Genomic DNA, 19,341 nt, shown 5'->3' with positions numbered 1-19,341 from the left:
CCCCTTTAGGTTTCTGTACTGCAAACCAAGGGGCCCAATACATTAAAATTGCATATACTTTTCTTTTGCAATATTCAGGAATGTGAGAGCGGGAGCAGATAAGGATTCCCCTTTTTTATAACTGACCACTACATGATTTTTATAAACCGGGTTCCCTAAAGTGTAGAAATTAGAATCCGTAATCATATTATCCCGGGTGACCACACTCTCTGGAATAATTGTTAAACCAACGCCTCTATTTGCTAGACGGAATGCACTTTCGATATTCTGCGTTTCGATTACTATATTAGGATTAATGGAGTAATCTTTGAATATTTCATCTGTGAGTCGTCTTAATCCAAGCCCTTTTTTAAGTAAAATGAATTTTTCCCCGTCTAGAAGATGAGGATTAAATGGAATGTGTGCCACCGGTTCCTTATCAGGATTATAATGCTTATGGATAGGGGGAATAACAAGATATAGTTTTTCTTCATAAAGAATTTCATAGACAATTTCTTGATTAAATATTGGAAGCATATTTAAGCATATATCAATTTTCCCCTCTAAAAGCAGAGATTCCATATCATTTGCAGATTCCTCAACCAGCTCAATTTCAATCCCAGGGTAATTCATAATGAATTCAGGCAAGATATTATAGAGGGTATGTGAACCTAATATTGGGTTTATGCCTAGCTTTAGCTGACCTTTTTCCATATTAGAGATAGACTCAATTTCATGATGCAATTTGATATACGTCTGTTCTATTTCATTCATATAAGATAAATAGCGTTCCCCTGCATATGTTAACGACAATGGATTTACTCTCCGGTTTACTAACTCAATTCCTAGTTCATCCTCCAAATTCTTAATATATTTGCTAAGGTATGGCTGTGATATATATAAAGCCTTGGCGGCATGTGAGAAATTCCCGTGTTCGGCAATTAACTTTAAATACTTTCCAGAAAGATCTTTCATCTTTCTCTTGCCTCCTTAAATAACCTAATTGTCACACTCGTATTTTATAGTATGAATTGTGATATGTTATTTCATTATAAATATGAAGGCAATTCTTATCAATTTATAACCAAACTAGTATAAAAACCATAACCTAAATAGTATTTCTAAATGTGAATAATTTGTGACATACTGTAGTGGACTAGTTTAAGAAAAGAATTCTTGGAGGGATAAATTTAATCAGAGTTTATTTTTTAAACTATATATCTCGAATTAAAGATATATGAATTAGAGATAAATGCAGGTTAAGGGTTGAGGAAACACTAACTTGTAAGAAAAATAAGGGGAAGATAATTATGGAGATCATTCAAGTTATAGGTATAGTAATCGCAATTATATTAATCATTTATGGAGCAATGAAAGGCTTTAATATTCTAGTTGTTGCTCCAATTGCTTCCATTATAGTAATTGTAACAAATCAAATGGAGCTTTTTTCTTCCTTAATAGGTAAAGAGAATTCCTACATGACAGGTCTTACAGGATTTATCATTAATTTCTTTGCTGTATTTCTATTAGGAGCGATTTTAGCGCAGTATATCGATAAGAGTGGGGCTGCTCAATCGATTGCGCAAAAGATTTTGGAAAAAACAGGAACCGAAAAACCGTTTCCAGTACTAGTGGCACTATTGATGATTACAGCCATATTAACGTATGGAGGGGTTAGTTTATTTGTAGTTATATTTGTACTTATTCCGCTTGCAAAACCATTATTTAAACAATTAAATATTGCATGGAACTTAGTAACGATTCCAATTCAGGTCGGTTTAGGTACGTTTACGATGACAATGTTACCTGCTACACCATCTATTCAAAATGTTGTCCCAACGGCATATCTTGGTACAACCCTTACGGCGGCACCGATTTTAGGGATTATTGGCGCGGTTGTAGCAATTGCTTTTGGTCTATGGTATATGAGATTCACGTTAAATAAAAGTTTAGCAAACGGAGAAACATTTGCTGATTTTAATGTGAAAGATTCGAATGAAGAATTAAAAAAGGAAATCCCTTCCTTTTTATTAAGTATCATTCCTATTGTACTTTTGATTGTTGTAATTATCGTTGGTAGTGCTTTAAAAGTACCTAATATTATTGTAATCGGATTAGCCGCTGCTGTTATTGTCTCAGCTATTTTATTTAAAAAATATATTCCTAGCCAAAAAGCAGTGATTAATGAAGGTGCAAGCGGATCTATTATGCCGGTATTTTTCACTTCATCAGCTGTAGCTTTTGGTGTGGTTATCACCATTGCACCTGGATTTAAGTATATTTCTGACTTTATTTTAAATATTCCTGGTAATCCGCTTATCAGTTTATCTGTTGCTTCGGCACTTTTTGGCGGAATTACAGGGTCGGCTTCAGGGGCATTAGGAATCGTTATGGAAGCTTTTGGCCAAAGTTACCTTGCGATGGGACTTAGTCCTGATGTCATCCATAGGGTATCGGCAGTTGCATCATCAGTAATTACACTAATGCCGCATAATGGTGCAGTATTAACATTCTTGGCGTTAACAGGACTTACTCATCAAAACGGCTTTAAGTATCAATTTGTCGCAGTAACGGGTGCTAATTTACTTGCTTTAATCGCAGTAATAATCGCAGCTATTATTATTTATTAATATCTGTAAAACTTCCATTTAAGGGAGGTGCATCAATAGAGAAGCGCTCATACAAACTAAAATAGTTACTTATTCTTTTTTACTACATTATTTCTTTTAATAAAACATTTAAATATTTAGGGGGAATTAAAAATGACAACTCAAAAAGAACGTACAGTAATCGTAACAGGTGCAGCACAAGGAATTGGCTATGCCATTGCAGAGACATTCGTAAAAAACAGTGATTTTGTTGCTATCTTTGATTTAAATGAAGAAGCAGCAAAAAGTGCAGCTGAAAAATTAGGAAATGCAAAAGGCTACAAAGCAAACGTTGCAAATGAAGAAAGTGTGAAAACAGCAGTTGAACAGGTTATCGCAGATCGTGGAACAGTAGACGTACTAGTAAATAATGCAGGACTTCAGTTTATTTCTCCTGTTGAAGAATTCCCAGAAGAAAAATGGGATCTAGTAGTAGATGTTATCCTAAAAGGGACATTCCTAGCAACAAAACACGTTCTTCCTGCTATGAAAGAACAAAAATATGGTCGCATTATTACGATTTCTTCAGGACATGGCAGAAGACCAGATAAGTATAAATCTGCATATGTTGCTGCAAAATACGGACAAATCGGTTTTACAAATGTAGTAGCAATGGAAAATGCAGAATATGGTATTACAGCTAATTCAATCTTGCCTGGACCAACTCGTACAGAATTAATCGAAAAACAATTACCAAAACTTGCAGAAAAAGATGGAACTTCAGTAGAAGAAGCGTTGAAAACACATATCATTGGTAACCAATGGTTAGGACGTTTACTCGAACCTTCAGAAATTGCGGCTACAGCTTTATTCTTAGCTTCAGATGGTGCAGCCGCGATTACTGGCGAAGCACTAGGTGTTACCGGCGGAGAATAATCGGATACTCAAATTAATAGAAGGTGATATACCTTATATAAGCTATATCGTAAGTAACAAGGTATTAAGGTCTGGTGAGATTTTTTCATCAGCCCTTTTTTTATATTCACATTAAAATTTTCTTGGGCAGCCTAAAGCTTTTTATCGTTTTGTCATTCGTATAAAAATAATATCTCGAATCCAAGATAATTTTATTGCATTGTTATCAATTGAGTGGTAAAGTGATAATGACGAAAGGGAGTGATAAAACGTTATGCAAAAGAATACTCGTGGTTCATTAATCTGGTTGCGACTTACTCGATTCACACATCAAAGTAACTTGCTTTCAAATGATTTTTTAAAGCAATTTGATCTAACAACTGCACAATTTGACGTATTAATGCAAATTTCAACATACGAGCCATTAACTCAAAGTGAGCTTGCCGAGAAAGTTACAGTGACACAAGGCGGTATTTCGCGCATGCTAACTCGCCTTGAAAAAGAAGGACTCATTGTACGAAAGCAAGACTGGAAAACGAAAACAATTTCGTTAACTAAGAAGGGCCGTGAAAAACTAAATCACGCATTTGAAGCACAGCTGGCGTTTCAATCCTCTTTCTTTGATGAATGTTTATCTAAAGAAGAACAAAAAATCCTATATACGCTCATGTCGCGTGTGCAAAAGAATAGCGAAAAAAAGAAAATGCCAAATAAATAATTTTTTTACCTTATCACTTGACTAGTAAAATGATAAAAGGAGAGATTAACCTATGTATACAATTCCAGGGCATCATCATATTTCAATGATCACAAAGGATGCAAAACAAAATAATCATTTTTATCGTGAAGTACTCGGACTAAGACGCGTGAAAATGACAGTGAACCAGGATGATCCATCGATGTATCACTTATTTTATGGAGATAAAACTGGAAGTCCCGGTACAGAGCTATCATTTTTTGAAATCCCTTCAGCGGGAAGGACACACCGAGGTACAAATGCCATTACCCGTATTGGATTACTTGTACCAACTGAAAGTAGCTTAACTTATTGGAAAGCGCGTTTTGAAGAATATGGTGTACAACACAGTGAAATCACATCATACGCCAACAAGCCTGCCTTACACTTTGAAGATGCAGAAGGTTTACGTATGGTTTTACTAGTCTCAAACGGTGAAAAGGTAGAGCACTGGGAAACTTGGGAAAAGTCAAACGTGCCCGTAGAACATCAAATTCAAGGCATGGGCTCAGTGGAAATCACAGTTCGTAGACTTGATAAATTAGCAAGAACACTAACAGAGATGTTTGGCTATAGAGAGGTTTCACGTACAGAAGATGAAGCAATTTTCCAATCCGTTCAAGGCGAGGTATTTGGAGAAATCGTCGTGAAGTTTTTGGACGGTCCTACTGAAAGACCTGGACGAGGAAGTATTCACCATTTAGCGATTCGTGTGAAAGATGAGGCAGAGCTTACCCACTGGGATGAACAGGTTCGGGCACGTGGATTCCGTTCGTCTGGCATTGTAGACCGCTTCTACTTTAAGAGCTTATACTTCCGCGAATCAAACGGTATTTTATTTGAAATTGCAACAGACGGACCTGGTTTCACAATTGACGGTGATATTGAAACACTAGGTGAAGCATTAGATCTTCCACCATTTTTAGAGGATCGTCGTACTGAAATTGAAGAAAATCTAAAACCAATTGAGGAGAATTAACAATGGAAAAATACCGCATCGATCCAACAAAGGGCATGGAATTTGGACTATATTCTTTGGGGGATCACATTCCTAACCCACTAACAGGTGAGCGAATTTCTGCCCAGCAACGAATCAATGAGCTTATCGAAGCTAGTCAATTAGCAGAACAAGCAGGTATTGACGTATTTGGCGTTGGTGAAAGTCACCAAACGTATTTCACCACACAAGCACATACCGTTGTTTTGGGTGCCATTGCTCAAGCGACAAAAAAGATTAAAATTGCAAGCTCAGCTACTGTCCTAAGTGTTTCCGACCCTGTGCGTGTGTATGAGGATTTCGCCACAATTGATTTAATTTCAAATGGTCGTGCAGAAATCGTTGCTGGTCGCGGGTCACGTGTAGGTGCCTATCACCTACTTGGCGTTGAATTACAGGATTATGAGGAAATTTTTGAAGAAAAATTAGAACTGCTGAAAAAAATCAATGAAGAACAGCGGATTACATGGCAAGGTGAATACCGTCCGCCACTACAAAATGCAGAAATTCTGCCGCAGCCAAAAGATGGTTCTCTGCCAATTTGGCGTGCTGTAGGTGGTCCACCTGCAAGTGCTATTAAAGCGGGTTACATGGGAATTCCGATGGTGCTGACAACATTAGGTGGACCAGCCATCAACTTTAAGCCTTCAGTTGATGCATATCGTGAAGCGGCACAACGCAGTGGCTTTGATCCCAAAGCTTTACCAATTGCAACATCTAGCTTATTTTACGTAGCAGATACAACACAAGAAGCGTTACAAGGAATGTACCCGCATATTAATGGAGGCTTCCAAGCGATTCGTGGTAGCGGCTATCCAAAGCAACAATTTGCTCAAGCACCAGATACCCGTGATGCATTAATGGTCGGTAGCAAACAGCAGATTATCGAGAAAATGCTTTACCAATATGAGCTTTACGGAATGCAACGCTTTATGGCAGAAATCGACTTTGGTGGCGTACATTACGAAAAAATCATGAAAAACATTGAAATCATTGGGAACGACATCATTCCTGCGATCAAAAAATATACAGCCAAATAATAAGGAGAGAGTAACCTATGAAAATCGTAGCGCTAGCAGGCTCAATTGTCGGTTCGAAAACAAAAACTGCGATGCTTAAAACTGTGGAAATACTTGAGCAAAAATTCCCGGAACATGAAGTCACACTTCTTGATTTAGCCGACTATAAATTGGAATTTAGTGATGGACGTAATTACTTTGAATATGAAGGAGATACAAAATATGTGACAGAGATGATTATGTCAGCAGATGCCATTATTATTGGGACACCAACCTTCCAAGCATCGATACCTGCAACATTAAAAAACATCTTCGACCTACTGCCAGTTAATGCTTTCCGTGATAAGGTCGTAAGTGTTGTCGTCACAGCTGGCACAGCTAAGCACTTTTTAATGGTCGAGCAACAATTAAAACCGATTTTAGCATATATGAAGGCTCACATTGTTCCGACGTATGTATTTATCGAAGAAAAAGATTTCTTGCGTAAAGAAATCATTAACGATGATATTCTTTTCCGCTTAGATCGGTTAGTGGATGACACCGTCCAAACATTTAACGCCGTTGATGTGATTAGAAAAGCAAAAGAAGAAGAATACGGTTTTTAATACTAATAGAATCGACTATGAATATTGGAGGAATATATAATGAACAATCTAAAAGGAATACACCATGTAACAGCAATTACAAGTAGTGCAGAAAAGAACTATGAATTTTTCACTTATGTTTTAGGTATGCGTTTAGTTAAAAAGACAGTTAATCAAGATGATATTCAAACCTATCATTTATTCTTTGCTGATGATAAAGGCAGTGCAGGCACAGACATGACGTTCTTTGACTTCCCTGGCGTTCCGAAAGGAGTACATGGTACAAATGAGATTTCAAAGACCTCTTTCCGTGTACCAAGTGATGCAGCATTAGAGTATTGGGTAAAACGTTTTGATCGTCTTGAAGTCAAGCACACAGGAATTAAAGAGCAATTTGGCAAGAAAACTCTTTCTTTCGTTGATTTTGATGATCAACACTATCAATTGATTTCAGATGAATTAAATAAAGGGGTGGAATCAGGTACACCTTGGCAAAAAGGTCCAATTCCACTGGAATATGCAATTACTGGTTTAGGACCTGTCTTTGTTCGTATTGCAAACTTTGATTATTTTAAAGAAATGCTGGAAAAAGTCCTATTATTTAAAGAGACTGCAAAAGAAGGCTCATTGCATTTATTTGAAGTAGGGGAAGGTGGCAATGGTGCCTCAGTCATTGTAGAATATAATACGATTCTACCTCAGGCCCGACAAGGTTATGGCACAGTACACCATGCTGCATTCCGAGTAGAGGATCGCTCAGTTTTAGATGAATGGATAGAGCGATTGAGTAGTTTTGGATTCTCTACATCTGGTTATGTAAATCGTCACTTTTTTGAGTCTTTATACGCAAGAGTTGCACCACAAATTTTATTTGAATTTGCTACGGATGGTCCTGGTTTCATGGGAGATGAACCTTATGAAACACTTGGGGAAAAATTATCTTTACCTCCATTCTTAGAGCCTAAACGTGCAGAAATAGAAAAATTAGTTCGTCCAATTGATACAGTAAGAAGTACAAAGGAATTTATTAAAGAATAAAAAGAAAAATAGTAAACAGATAATTACGAAGGATAATCGGAAACATAACCTAAGCAATTTCGACATGAAGAATGACGTTGCTTCCTTTGCCACGACACTTGTTGTACTGGAAGAGAATAATTGGATACTTAAATAAATAGAAGGTGAAATACCTTTATATAAGCTATATCGTACAGTAATAAAGAATTTAAATATACTGAAGGTCTGGTGTGATTTATTCATCAGACCTTTTTTAAGATTCATCATTTAAAAAGGGGAAATTTTGTAATTTTTTATGTTCGGTTTTTATTGACCATTGTTTTTTTTTGCATTATTATTATCTCAAATTAAAGATAAAAGTATTCGAGATAATTATCAAAGGGTGACATTTTTGGTAATAGGCATCTTTTGCACCTATAATTTCCACTTTTTTACGAGGTGAATTCTACCATTAGGAGGCTTGAGTGAAATGTTCAAGCAAAAAAGAAAGAGTAATATCCAAAACGTAATAAATGAAATAGAGAGAATGAAGGCAGCTCTTCAGGAAGATAGCTTTTCTTCCTATCAGATTTCATTACAAACAGAAGATAAAGAGCTTCAAAGTTTGGTAGATTCGATGAATGAGTATCTAGATGTTTTACAAACAAAATATGAAAATCTATCTGTGAAACATCAAATCGTCACAGAACTAAATGGAATTGGAACTTGGGATTTGGAAATAAATGATGGTATTCCAGCAGGAAATGTTTATGATCAAAACTTCAGAACTTCACTGGGGTATCAGGATGAAAATGATTTCCCAAATGTATTTGAAAGCTGGTTAAACACGATCGCACCAGATGAAGTGGAAAGTGTTACAACGGCTTTTGAAGAACATTATTCTAGCGAGACAAGAAGACCTTATGATATTGAGTTTAAGAGTATTAAGAAAGACGGTTCAATTGAGTGGTACCATGCAAAATCAGAAACGTTACGAAACAAACAAGGAATTCCCTATCGAAATGTCGGTACAATCGTAAATATTCATGAAAACAAATTAAATACATTAAAAATCCAAAATTTATTAACCCGCCTAGAACTAATTGAAAAATCACTTGGATACAGTGTAACAACAATAGAAGGGGCATGGGGAATGGATTTTCAAAATAATACCCAAGAAGTATGGTATTCCCCTCAATTTAGACAATTACTTGGATATGAAGAGAATGAATTTAATCCTGAATTGGAAACATGGTTGCTACTGGTATCGAAAGAAAATAGGGAACACGTAAGAAGTAGCTTTAATTCTTATCTTTATAATATGAATCAAGCGGAATTTGATATGAAATTCCAGATGAAGACAAAAAATGGAGAAGATAGATGGTTTAACATGTTAGTCAAAACTGTACGGAATGATAACGGAAATCCAGTTCTTGTTTCAGGTGTATTACGGGATATTAATCATGAGATTGAACGAAAAGCATTTGATGAGAAAATCGGAAACGAGATGAATGAATTTACACATTCTCTAAAGGAATTAGCAGGAAATATTAATGATATTACGAACCAAGCCACAGAAATCGCTCATGAGCATGAAGTGACATCAGATGCTGCAGACCAAGCGAAGGAATGCATTGCATTAACAAAATCTATTACGGAGTTAATTAAAAAAATCTCAAGCCAAACTCGCTTACTTGGATTAAATGCTTCCATTGAAGCAGCTCGTGCAGGTGAACATGGAAAAGGCTTCAGTGTGGTTGCTGCAGAAGTACAAAAACTCTCTTCTAGTACTTCAGAGGCGGTGGAGCAAATTGAGAAAATAATAGACGATATAAATTCTTCGGTAGAAAGCATTGTCAACAGTATTACTAATATGAGTGGAAAAATTCAATCACAGGCTGCTGTTACTGAAGAAATTAACCATACAACAGAGAATATCCATGGTATGTCAGGTAGATTGTTGTCACTTATCAAACAATTAGATTAAGGGAATTGGAGTCATAAATGTACTAGAAGTACAATCACGGAGGAATTCATAATGGTTGGGGACAACAAAGGTATTTTATTAAAAAGTGGAACAAATGAACTTGAAATTATTTTGTTCGAACTAGGGGATGGATGTTTCGCCATAAATGTCTTAAAGACGCGGGAAATTATTACACCTATGCCTATAACGAAAATTCCAAATTCCCACCAATGGGTAGAAGGAATTATTAGTTTGCGCGGGGAGACAATCCCTGTCGTTAATTTGGCTAGCATTATAAACGTTGCTCCATCAGAACAACCTCAAAATGATAAATTCATTATTGCTGAGTTAAATCAGATTAAGATTGCGTTCCGTGTCCACGATGTTAGTCGTATTGACCGTATTTCTTGGGAGCAAATTGAAAAGCCAAATGAAATTACAACAGGAAATCAGCCCTTTGCTACTGGAATTATTAAACTCGATAATAATACAATATCTATATTATTAGACATTGAAAAAATTGTTGTCGAAATTAATCCTAAATTAGGTGGAAGTGTTGATAGCATTAAAACCTTAGGACCACGTGAAAGGTCTGCGAAAAATATAATAGCCGCAGAAGATTCTGCAGTTTTACGTGCTTTACTGAAGGACACGTTAAGTGAAGCGGGATACGAGAACGTAACATTTTTTCAAAACGGGAAAGAAGCTTGGGATTATCTAGAAGCCCTTTCAGCGGATGAATCCGTTGATCCGAAAGAAAGTGTACAGCTCCTTTTAACAGATATTGAAATGCCACAAATGGATGGGCACCATTTAACGTATCGTGTGAAAACCGATACTCGATTAAAAGAAATCCCAGTCATCATTTTCTCCTCTCTGATTACAGATGATCTGTTTCATAAAGGAGAAAATGTTGGTGCAACCTCTCAGGTAAGTAAACCAAATTTAGTAAACCTTGTGAAAGAAATTGATAAATATATATTATAAATATTGAAAATCCAATGTCCAATGAAACTGGTAAAACTCTCACTGTTTAAACGGTGAGAGTTTTTTTTGGAGGGGATATCTTGAATTCGAGATATTTTCCTTGACTATAAATAATTTGAGGGTTATTATTGGTTACATAAAGTGACTTTGGTTACTAATAGTGACTAATTATAAAAAGATATACTAGATAAATATTTTTCTGATAGGAGTGAATCATATGGTTGAGGTAACCTTGAATCTTGAATATAAAGGCAAAAAATATTTAACAAACGTTATTGTTGAAAAAGGCACACCTCAAAGTCAAATATTCCGTATTGCGGAGGAGCAAATTAAGAAACAATGGCAAAGCTAAAAAAAAGTGGAATCTCCAGTTTAACTATGAAAGGAGAAAGAATCCTTTGAATGAGAAAAAAGAGGTTGGAGAAAAAGCTTTAGATTATATAAAAGATGGAATGATAGTGGGCCTAGGGACTGGATCGACAGTGTTTTATACCATTTCTAAACTTGGAGAACTTGTTCAAAATGGACTTTCTATTAAGGGAATTCCTACCTCGAAACAAACTGAAAACCTAGCTAAGGAAGTAGGGATACCACTTATCTCGTTTAACGAGGTTCAACAAATCGATGTGGCGATTGATGGCGCTGATGAGGTAGATCCTGAATTAAATCTCATAAAAGGGGGCGGTGGTGCTCTATTACGGGAAAAAATCATCGCAAATGCAGCTAAAACTTTTATCGTAGTTGCTGACTCAGCTAAAAACGTTGCAAAATTAGGATCTTTCCCATTGCCAGTTGAAGTGTTACCTTTTGGCATTGAACTGACAAAGAAAAAGATACAAGAACTCGGGCTCGTACCCGATTTAAGACAAGTTCAGGGAAGCCCATTTCAAACGGATAATGGTAACTATATTCTTGACTGTCGATTACCGGATATGACGAATCTTATAGAAATAGAAAGAGAGCTTAACCTAATCCCTGGCGTTATTGAGAATGGGTTATTTCTCGGAATGGCTGATAAATACATTACCTTGGATCGTAACAAGGATAACTCTATTGTAGTTAGACATAGATAACATGTGTAAATGATTTACAACAATAGAATGAATCTTATTACCTTCACTTACATTTAACTTTATTCAGCAGTAGTCGCTTAACCTTTTATGTGGGGGTTAACTGCAAATTGAGTAAAGAATTCAGTGGGTGTTCAAACCTCGACTGAATAAAGTTAAAGCCTCCGGCGGATGCCTCGATTTTTCAAATGTAGCTTTTCGAGCAAGCTCAAAAAAATCGGGCGCAAATACGCCAAGGCGCATTTGATTAGGAGGACTTAAATTGGAATCAATGACTTTTGTATTATTTGGCTCAACAGGTGATTTAGCAAAAAGAAAGATTTTCCCTGCTCTGTACAACCTGTTTATTGATAAAAAATTACCACAACCTATATCAATAATTGGTCTTGGACGAGCTGAACTTTCTCAAAAAGACTTTCAAGAAAGAGTGAAAGAATCTATCTTTTCTTTCTCACGCCGTCTTGAACATGATGTTACTGAAATGGAGGATTTTCTAGATTCATTTCGGTATATGGCCCTTGATGTTACCAATAAAGAGGGGTATAAACCATTACTCGAGATGGTTAAGCAACGAGAAGCAGAACTGAAAATAAAGGAAAATCGAGTATTTTATCTTTCCGTCGCTCCTGAATTTTTCGATGTTATTGCTTTAAATATCAAAGATAGCGGGCTTGGAACTACTACTGGTTGGAAACGATTGATGATTGAAAAACCATTCGGGCATGATCTTGAGTCAGCTCGTGAATTAAATGAAAAACTAAGTGGTGCATTTGAGGAAGAAGAAATCTATCGGATTGATCATTACTTAGGGAAATCAATGGTACAGAACCTTGAAGCTCTTGAGTTTGCAAATCCAATCTTACAATCCATTTGGAACAAGGATCACATTGCAAATGTTCAAATTACAGCGAGTGAAACAGTTGGTGTAGAGACAAGAGCAGGCTATTACGATCATGCTGGAGCCATACGTGATATGGTTCAAAATCATATGCTCCAACTGTTGATGATGACGGCGATGTCTTTACCTAAAAAGATGAATGCATCGGAAATCCGTAATGAGAAGCGTAAGGTAATGGAGGCTGTTCGTCCACTGACTAAAGAAGATGTTCATTTGAATATCATTCGTGGGCAATATGGATCAGGAGAGAGTAATGGTAACCAAGTGCTAGCCTATAAAGACGAACCAGGAGTAAATCCTTCTTCTAATACAGACACATTTATCGCAGCTCGTATATGGATCGATAATCCATTCTGGAAAGGCGTACCTTTCTATCTGCGAACTGGAAAGAGAATGAAGGAAAAATCAACTCGTATCGTCATTGAATTTAAAAATACATTGAATGCACATTATGAAAATACGAATCAAGAAATAGAGCCCAATCTATTAATAGTAGAAATTAGCCCAAATGAAAATGTCTCTCTCCAATTGAATAGTAAAAACCCAATAAACAATGGGAATATTGAGCCTGTTAGAATTAATTTTTCGTGTGAAGCTACAGGAATTGGAGTGCCGGAAGCTTACGAAAGAATCATTCATGATGCTTTCATTGGTGATTCAACATTCTTTGCACATTGGAAGGAAGTTGAGCTGTCATGGGAGTGGGTTCAACCAATTCTTGATGCATTTGTAGAAGACCTTGTTCCGTTACATGAATATCAGTCAGGTTCAAATGGTCCGATAGGCTCTGATTTATTGTTAGAAGAGAATGGATTTACATGGTGGTTAGATAAGAGAACCCAAAATCAAGAAACGAAAGAATTAGTTGGAACGAAATAAGAACATCCAGGGGGAAAATCATGACACAAAATATTGAGAACTTAGCCGTTACAACAATACGAACTTTATCGATTGATGCCATTAATGCAGCAAATTCCGGTCATCCAGGATTGCCAATGGGCGCAGCACCAATGACATACGCATTATGGTCAAAACATATGAACCATAATCCTGGAAATCCAAAATGGTTTAATCGCGACCGATTTGTTTTATCAGCTGGACACGGATCTAGCTTATTATACAGCTTGCTTCATCTAGCGGGATATAACGTCACTATAGAGGACTTAAAAAACTTCAGAAAATTAAACAGTAAAACGCCTGGACATCCTGAATTTGGCCATACCTCCGGTGTAGAGGCGACAACAGGGCCATTAGGACAAGGGATTGCCAATGCTGTTGGAATGGCAATGGCAGAAGCCCATCTAGCAGCGAGATTTAACAAGAAGGACTACCCTGTTATTGATCATTACACATATGCTTTAGTAGGAGACGGTGACCTCATGGAGGGCATATCCTATGAGGCGATGTCAATGGCTGGACATATGAAACTAGGTAAATTAATCGTCCTGTATGATTCAAATGATATTTCTCTTGATGGTGACTTGAACGTTTCTTTTTCAGAAGATATTGAGAAAAGAACAGAATCTGCTAATTGGCACTATGTAAGAGTGGAAGATGGAAATGATCTAGAAGCGATTTCAAAAGCAATCGACCTAGCAAAACAGAATCCAGATCAACCAAGCCTTATTGAGGTCAGAACGATTATTGGGTATGGAAGTCCGAAAGTAGCGGGTACAAATAAAGCACATGGCGCTCCACTAGGACTTGAGGAAGGAAAGGCAACGAAGCAAGCTTATGGCTGGGATTATGAAGAAGATTTCTTTGTTCCAGAGGACGTGAAGGCTCACTTCAAGGAATTAAAGAGTAAGGGAATGGATGTTGAAGAACAATGGAATAGTTTATTCCTATCTTATCAACGAGACTACCCAGAATTAGCAAATCAACTAACCAATGCGATACAAGGAAAAGTTCTAATTGACACAAACGACATTTTAACTTTTGACACAGGGAAGGACGTTTCAACCCGTGTCGCAAGCGGCGAAGCGATTAACCATTATGTAAAATCAGTTCCTGCCATTTTTGGAGGAAGCGCAGACTTATCTGGGTCTACGATGACAGACATAAAGGGAGAACAAATTTTTGCGGTAGAATCCTATGGTGCTCGAAATGTGTACTTTGGTGTAAGAGAGCATGCGATGGGTGCGGCTGCAAACGGTATGGCATATCACGGTGGTGTGAAACCTTTCGTAAGTACATTCTTTGTATTTAATGATTATCTTCGTCCGTCTATCCGTCTGGCAGCACTATCGAAACTTCCGGTCACCTATGTATTTACACATGACTCAATTGCTGTGGGTGAAGATGGCCCTACACATGAGCCAGTTGAACATTTAGCAGCACTTCGTTCAATACCTGGGCTAACGGTAATAAGACCAACTGATGCAAATGAAACAGCAAGTGCTTGGGCATACGCACTACAACAAACAGAAGGCCCAGTTGCATTAATTTTAAGTCGTCAAAACTTACCGGTATATAACGAAACAAAAGCAAATATCGAAAATGTTTCAAAAGGGGCTTATATTCTAGCTGAAACTAATTCAGCACCAGAGGTCATTCTAATTGCGACAGGCTCTGAAGTGTCATTAGCCGTAAGTGCAAAAGAAGAACTTGAAAAAGAAAACAGATCTGTTCGAGTAGTAGCAATGCCAAGCTGGGAACTGTTTAATAAACAATCATCTGATTATAAAGAAGCTATTTTACCATCATCGATTTCAAAACGGATTGCAATTGAATCTGGGATCTCGATGGGGTGGGATCGATTTGTTGGTACGGAAGGAAAAATAGTATCGATTGAATCATTTGGTGCTTCGGGATCAGGTCCTGCAGTTATGGAACAGTTTGGATTTACAACTGAAAAAGTAGTTCAAATAACTAAAAGTCTATTACACTCTTAAAAAATACAACATTATTGGAGGAATACAACATGAAGGTTGGATTAATAGGTTTAGGAAAAATGGGTTTAAACTTAGGACAAAATCTTATCGATAACAATCACGAAGTAGTTGCATACGATGTGAACCCAAGTGCTGTTGATGAAATGAAGACATACGGAGCATCAGGGGTATCAAGCTATAAAGAACTAGTTGAGTCTTTAGAGAAGCCAAGAATTATCTGGATTATGGTCCCCCATTCTGTTGTGGATTCTGTAATTGATGAAGTTGCACCATTCTTAGATAAAGATGATATTGTGATTGAGGCTGGAAATTCTCACTATAAGGAATCTATCCAACGCTATAATGATTTAAAGAATATTGGGGTACGATTCATGGATGCTGGTACTTCAGGCGGAATGGAAGGGGCACGAAATGGTGCTTGCTACATGATTGGTGGCGATCCTGAGGCGTGGGAACAAGTTGCACCAATTTTCAAAGATACAGCCGTGGAAAATGGTTTCTTATATGCAGGGGAAGCAGGAAGCGGGCACTTCTTAAAGATGGTTCATAATGGTATCGAATACGCAATGATGGCTGCGATAGGAGAAGGCTTTGAAGTACTTGAAAAGAGCGAGTTTGATTATGATTATGAAAAAGTAGCAAGAGTGTGGAATAATGGTTCAGTTATTCGTTCATGGCTCATGGAATTAACAGAAAACGCATTTTCAAAGGATGCCAAATTGGATGAAATTCAAGGTATCATGCACTCCTCAGGAGAAGGAAAATGGACCGTTGAAACGGCTTTAGATCTACAAACAGCTACTCCGGTTATTGCGATGTCGCTATTGATGCGCTATCGCTCATTAGAAAATGATACCTTTAACGGTAAAGTTGTAGCTGCACTACGAAATGAATTTGGTGGACATGCTGTCGTAAAAAAATAATTAAAATTGGAGGAAATGAAAAATGAAATTCTTTATAGATACTGCTAACCTAGATGATATTAAAAAAGCGTATAAGATCGGGGTTTTGTCAGGCGTTACAACTAACCCTTCGTTAGTTGCAAAAGAAGGCGTTAAATTTGAAGACCGTATTGAAGAAATTTTAAATGCCGTTCCTGAAGTTGAATCTGTTTCTGCAGAAGTAACACCTAATGCTGTAACAGCTGAACAAATGATTGCGGAAGCAAACGAACTTATCAAAATTAATGGTGGTAATAAGAATATTACGGTTAAACTTCCAATGACCCTGGATGGATTAGAAGCTTGTCGCTATCTAACGAAAAAGGGAGTTAAAACGAATGTGACCCTTATTTTTACTGTTAACCAGGCACTATTAGCTGCTCGTGCAGGAGCTACTTATGTTTCACCATTCTTAGGTCGATTAGATGATATTAGTGAGGATGGGGTTCAGCTTGTCGCAAAAATTGCTGAATTATTCCGTGTTCAAAATATAGATTCTCAAATCATTGCTGCATCTGTTCGCCACCCGGATCATGTAACTCGTGTTGCACTAGCAGGGGCACATATTGCAACAATTCCGTTCAATGTAATTGAACAACTAACAAAACATCCTTTAACAGATCAAGGGCTTGAAAAATTTGCTGCTGATTGGAAATCTGCACTGTAAAAAGGAAGTAACAACATTACACCTAGAATAGAAGGACTTCAATTATGATAGTCCTTCTATACAAATAATTTAGGAAGAATAGGAGAAATTTAATATGTCTATTACTTTTGATTATTCTAATGCGCTATCATTCATGCAGGGGCATGAGGTTGAATATTTAAGTGAATTTGTTAAGGTAGCACACGATATGCTTCATGAGAAAAGAGGACCAGGTTCTGACTATCTTGGTTGGGTTGACTTGCCGCATAACTACGACAAAGAAGAATTTGCTAGAATCAAAGCAGCCGCTGAAAGAATTCGTAGCAATTCAGATGCTTTAGTTGTAATCGGTATTGGTGGTTCATACCTTGGTGCAAGAGCTGCAATCGATGCCCTGTCACATACATTCCATAACCAAATGAATGACAAAACAGAGATTTATTATGTTGGACAAAATATCAGTGCTACATATGTTACGCATTTATTTGATGTGCTTAAGGACAAAGATATTTCAGTTAACGTTATCTCAAAATCTGGTACAACAACAGAGCCTGCAATTGCTTTTCGTATCTTCCGAGATTATATGGAGAAAAAATATGGAAAAGAAGAGGCCAAAAAACGTATTTACGCTACAACAGACCGTGCAAAGGGTGCTTTAAAAACTCTTGCAGATGAAGAAGGATATGAAACCTTTGTCATCCCTGATGATGTTGGTGGACGATACTCCGTATTAACAGCGGTAGGGTTATTGCCAATTGCTACGGCAGGGCTAGATATTGATAAAATGATGGCTGGTGCTGCAGCTGCAGCGGATAAATATAGTAATCCCAACTTGGCAGAAAACCAGAGCTATCAGTATGCAGCAGTTCGAAATGCACTTTATAGAAAAGGGAAATCTATTGAACTATTGGTTAACTTTGAACCATCTCTACATTATGTTTCTGAATGGTGGAAACAATTATTTGGGGAGAGCGAAGGAAAAGACCAAAAAGGACTTTATCCAGCTTCTGTTGACTTCTCAACTGACCTACATTCAATGGGACAATATGTTCAAGAAGGTCGCCGGGACCTAATTGAAACAGTTGTAACTGTAAAAGAACCTAAGCTTGATATTACGCTAGGTGAGGAAGCGTCTAATCTAGATGGCTTAAATTATTTAGCTGGCAAGACAATGGACTATGTGAATAAGAATGCAGCACAGGGAACTGTGTTAGCACATGTAGACGGAGGAGTTCCAAACTTATCTGTAGAACTTGAAAGACTAGACGAATTTACGTTTGGAGAGATGGTTTACTTTTTCGAAAAGGCATGTGGGGTTAGTGGCTTATTGATGGGTGTAAATCCATTTGATCAGCCTGGAGTAGAAGCATATAAAAAGAATATGTTCGCGTTACTAGGAAAACCTGGCTATGAAGAAGAAAGAGCTGAATTGCTAGAGCGTATTTCTAAGTAGGATGACTATATATGAAGAGGATACTATTAGTAGATAGTATCCTCTTTTAATTTCAAACAAAATACTGCTTGATCATGACAAAGTGCATGAGCCAAGCAGTAGAGTTTAGAAATCATTATAACCATTTATTAGCCCAATCCTCAACGGTTCTAAGTGCCTTTCCCAATTCATGACCCTTTTTTGTTAGTGAATACTCTGTTCGAACGGGACGATCGGTAATTACGTTTCGAAGGACTAATCCACAATCTTCGAGTTCTTTTATCCTTTCGTTAAGCATTCTTTTACTTAAATCAGGAATCGAGGCATGAATTTCACTAAATCGTTTTGGTTCCTCCATTAAGGTATGAACGATTAACCCCATCCACTTTTTACCGATCATATGATAGGATTCTTCAACCTTTGAACATATTCTTTCCTGGATGTCTTTTTCCACCATAATTAAACACCTCCTATAGTTGTAATCATCTATATATACAAAAAGTAACAAGGTAATATAATGTACAATTAAAGTATATCCTAAACAGACCAGTATAAAAAGGGGTATATTATGAAGGAATTGTGACAATATTAAAGGGTTATATGAACATTTTTTTAGAAAAATAATAATTTGCTAGTTATTTAATAAACAAAAATATTAATAGTTACTTGTTGACTAAAAGTAACCTTTAATGT

General features: G+C 37.0%; 18 protein-coding genes. 16 read left to right on the top strand and 2 right to left on the bottom strand.

The features are described 5' to 3' along the window. Window positions 1-42 precede the first annotated feature (42 nt). Window positions 43-954, bottom strand: a complete 912-nt coding sequence (locus V7097_RS20295) for a LysR family transcriptional regulator (protein WP_335705472.1) — start codon at window positions 952-954, stop codon at window positions 43-45. Window positions 955-1,289: 335 nt separating this feature from the next. On the opposite strand from V7097_RS20295, the gene V7097_RS20290 reads away from it, so the two are divergent. From V7097_RS20290 to V7097_RS20215, 16 genes are all read left to right on the top strand, one after another. Then, window positions 1,290-2,609 carry a GntP family permease gene (locus tag V7097_RS20290; protein ID WP_335705471.1) on the top strand — a complete coding sequence of 440 codons (1,320 nt, stop codon included), beginning with the start codon at window positions 1,290-1,292 and terminating at the stop codon, window positions 2,607-2,609. A 132-nt stretch (window positions 2,610-2,741) separates the two neighbouring features. After that, complete coding sequence (locus V7097_RS20285; RefSeq protein ID WP_335705470.1) at window positions 2,742-3,503, top strand: 3-hydroxybutyrate dehydrogenase; 762 nt, start codon at window positions 2,742-2,744, stop codon at window positions 3,501-3,503. 253 nt (window positions 3,504-3,756) lie between these two features. After that, window positions 3,757-4,200, top strand: a complete 444-nt coding sequence (locus tag V7097_RS20280; protein ID WP_335705469.1) for a MarR family winged helix-turn-helix transcriptional regulator — start codon at window positions 3,757-3,759, stop codon at window positions 4,198-4,200. 52 nt (window positions 4,201-4,252) lie between these two features. After that, the gene (locus tag V7097_RS20275) at window positions 4,253-5,197 is read left to right on the top strand and encodes a ring-cleaving dioxygenase (RefSeq protein WP_335705468.1); all 945 of its coding nucleotides are present in this window, start codon (window positions 4,253-4,255) and stop codon (window positions 5,195-5,197) included. A 2-nt stretch (window positions 5,198-5,199) separates the two neighbouring features. Continuing rightward, window positions 5,200-6,255 carry an LLM class flavin-dependent oxidoreductase gene (locus V7097_RS20270; protein WP_335705467.1) on the top strand — a complete coding sequence of 352 codons (1,056 nt, stop codon included), beginning with the start codon at window positions 5,200-5,202 and terminating at the stop codon, window positions 6,253-6,255. A gap of 17 nt (window positions 6,256-6,272) precedes the next feature. Next, window positions 6,273-6,839 (top strand): NADPH-dependent FMN reductase, encoded by a 567-nt coding sequence (locus V7097_RS20265; RefSeq protein ID WP_335705466.1) that lies wholly within the window; start codon window positions 6,273-6,275, stop codon window positions 6,837-6,839. Between the two features lie 39 nt (window positions 6,840-6,878). Continuing rightward, complete coding sequence (locus V7097_RS20260; RefSeq protein ID WP_335705465.1) at window positions 6,879-7,856, top strand: ring-cleaving dioxygenase; 978 nt, start codon at window positions 6,879-6,881, stop codon at window positions 7,854-7,856. Window positions 7,857-8,304: 448 nt separating this feature from the next. After that, window positions 8,305-9,801: a methyl-accepting chemotaxis protein gene (locus V7097_RS20255; RefSeq protein ID WP_335705464.1), complete on the top strand. Its 1,497-nt coding sequence runs from the start codon at window positions 8,305-8,307 to the stop codon at window positions 9,799-9,801. A 51-nt stretch (window positions 9,802-9,852) separates the two neighbouring features. Further along, on the top strand, window positions 9,853-10,767 hold the full coding sequence (locus V7097_RS20250) for a chemotaxis protein (protein ID WP_335705463.1): 915 nt from the start codon (window positions 9,853-9,855) through the stop codon (window positions 10,765-10,767). A gap of 217 nt (window positions 10,768-10,984) precedes the next feature. Continuing rightward, a complete protein-coding gene (locus tag V7097_RS20245; protein WP_335705462.1) occupies window positions 10,985-11,119 on the top strand; it encodes a BA3454 family stress response protein in 135 nt (44 codons plus the stop codon). A 46-nt stretch (window positions 11,120-11,165) separates the two neighbouring features. Continuing rightward, window positions 11,166-11,840 (top strand): ribose-5-phosphate isomerase RpiA, encoded by a 675-nt coding sequence (gene rpiA / locus V7097_RS20240; protein ID WP_335705461.1) that lies wholly within the window; start codon window positions 11,166-11,168, stop codon window positions 11,838-11,840. A 259-nt stretch (window positions 11,841-12,099) separates the two neighbouring features. Then, window positions 12,100-13,614, top strand: a complete 1,515-nt coding sequence (gene zwf, locus V7097_RS20235; RefSeq protein WP_335705460.1) for a glucose-6-phosphate dehydrogenase — start codon at window positions 12,100-12,102, stop codon at window positions 13,612-13,614. Window positions 13,615-13,634: 20 nt separating this feature from the next. Next, window positions 13,635-15,629, top strand: coding sequence for a transketolase (tkt, locus tag V7097_RS20230; RefSeq protein WP_335705459.1), 1,995 nt, complete (start codon window positions 13,635-13,637; stop codon window positions 15,627-15,629). 29 nt (window positions 15,630-15,658) lie between these two features. Next, window positions 15,659-16,552, top strand: a complete 894-nt coding sequence (gene gnd / locus V7097_RS20225) for a phosphogluconate dehydrogenase (NAD(+)-dependent, decarboxylating) (RefSeq protein ID WP_335705458.1) — start codon at window positions 15,659-15,661, stop codon at window positions 16,550-16,552. Between the two features lie 22 nt (window positions 16,553-16,574). Next, a complete protein-coding gene (gene fsa / locus V7097_RS20220) occupies window positions 16,575-17,237 on the top strand; it encodes a fructose-6-phosphate aldolase (RefSeq protein WP_335705457.1) in 663 nt (220 codons plus the stop codon). A gap of 94 nt (window positions 17,238-17,331) precedes the next feature. After that, complete coding sequence (locus V7097_RS20215; RefSeq protein WP_335705456.1) at window positions 17,332-18,669, top strand: glucose-6-phosphate isomerase; 1,338 nt, start codon at window positions 17,332-17,334, stop codon at window positions 18,667-18,669. Window positions 18,670-18,784: 115 nt separating this feature from the next. Here the strand turns inward: V7097_RS20215 and V7097_RS20210 are convergent, their stop codons facing one another. After that, window positions 18,785-19,105, bottom strand: a complete 321-nt coding sequence (locus tag V7097_RS20210; RefSeq protein ID WP_335705455.1) for a winged helix-turn-helix transcriptional regulator — start codon at window positions 19,103-19,105, stop codon at window positions 18,785-18,787. Window positions 19,106-19,341 lie beyond the last annotated feature (236 nt).

The sequence above is a fragment of the Bacillus sp. JJ1562 genome (assembly GCF_036962705.1).
Lineage (GTDB): Bacteria > Bacillota > Bacilli > Bacillales > Bacillaceae_L > Ferdinandcohnia.
The sequence above is the reverse complement of the archived record's forward strand: the minus strand, read 5'-3'. Positions and strand labels throughout refer to the sequence as shown.